General features: G+C 37.3%; 2 protein-coding genes and 1 pseudogene. 2 read left to right on the top strand and 1 reads right to left on the bottom strand.

Translation table 11 applies throughout. The features are described 5' to 3' along the window. Positions 1–255, bottom strand: a pseudogene (locus tag JUI58_RS00420) (hypothetical protein); the annotation flags it as partial. A gap of 238 nt (positions 256–493) precedes the next feature. Here JUI58_RS00420 and JUI58_RS00415 point away from each other — a divergent pair. Together JUI58_RS00415 and JUI58_RS00410 are read left to right on the top strand one after the other, a co-directional pair. Next, positions 494–790 carry a hypothetical protein gene (locus JUI58_RS00415; RefSeq protein ID WP_204101781.1) on the top strand — a complete coding sequence of 99 codons (297 nt, stop codon included), beginning with the start codon at positions 494–496 and terminating at the stop codon, positions 788–790. Next, a complete protein-coding gene (locus JUI58_RS00410) occupies positions 790–963 on the top strand; it encodes a hypothetical protein (protein ID WP_204101780.1) in 174 nt (57 codons plus the stop codon). Before JUI58_RS00415 ends, JUI58_RS00410 begins: the two co-directional genes overlap by 1 nt. Positions 964–1,087: the final 124 nt, after the last annotated feature.

Genomic DNA, 1,087 nt, shown 5'->3' with positions numbered 1-1,087 from the left:
ACTGAAAGCAAGATTAACAACCCATTGAGTCCCTTCTCGATAAGCCTCGGATTTATCTGCGGAAAGTTCCAAACGACCTACCGACTTTTCTAGATGATTGACTGATTTTTCCAAATGTTCCACCGACTTTTCTAGGCGATCGAATTTCTCTGTTGTTGTGCGTTCAAAATGACCTGCTGATTGTTCTAAACGATCTAAGCGAGTGCTAATGCCTTTGAGTTCTTCGAGAATTTGAGCGGTTTCCGATCGTGTCATAATTGCTCCAGTTAGCTCCAAAGTATCTTCAGTTTATCGTAATTTTGATTTAACTTCCATCTTGATAAGGCTCTACATAGTGCATTCCCTCTAATTTCATTTTTTCCTTGGGTTTCACTTTTACAATAAAGCCCAATCTCAGGCGATCGCGTGTTGTGACAATTTTCACAGTTTTGCTATACTTGGCATAACCGATTACGATTGTTTTGATATATCTTTAGGAACTCTGTTAAAATCAATGAGTCAAACTCTAACTGTCCAATTAAGCGATCGCGCTTTTATGGAAATTCAGCGACAAGCGCAAAGAAAGGGAATATCTCCCGAAGGTTTAGTAACAATATTACTCGAGGGGAAAACAGATCGCAGTTTAAAAATATTCTCAAAAATATTTTCAACTGAAGAAGAAAAAGAAGCTGCACGAGCAAGATTTAAGGGTCATTTTGGGGAACTTAATCTTGCAGAAATTGATGTTACGAATGAAAGTATTGATGCCGATCTTGTAGCAGAATATACCAACATTTACGAAGAAAATTAATGTTTCTTGATACATCAGGTTTATTATGCTTGCAATATCATACTGAACCCTTACATAATTGTGCTATTACGGAATATGAAAAGGCGAAAATCCGCATAACTCATAACTATGTTATTGCTGAATATGTGGCTCTAGCAACAGCCAGAAAATTTCCGAGATCGCCTTCTGTTTGAATTTTATTTGAATTCTGCGATCGCACCTCAACTTCCTAAAACAAACCTGAGAATAATACCAATAGTTGTAGCAGCAATCAAACTGAAAGCAAGATTAACAACCCATTGAGTCCCTTCTCGATAA

Origin of the sequence: Spirulina sp. CCY15215 (assembly GCF_016888125.1) — a bacterium.
GTDB lineage: Bacteria > Cyanobacteriota > Cyanobacteriia > Cyanobacteriales > Spirulinaceae > CCY15215.
The sequence above is the reverse complement of the archived record's forward strand: the minus strand, read 5'-3'. Positions and strand labels throughout refer to the sequence as shown.

Coding starts and splice junctions, on each gene's coding strand:
- JUI58_RS00415 (WP_204101781.1), top strand. CDS start 494: ATGAGTCAAACTCTAACTGTCCAATTAAGCGATCGCGCTTTTATGGAA.
- JUI58_RS00410 (WP_204101780.1), top strand. CDS start 790: ATGTTTCTTGATACATCAGGTTTATTATGCTTGCAATATCATACTGAA.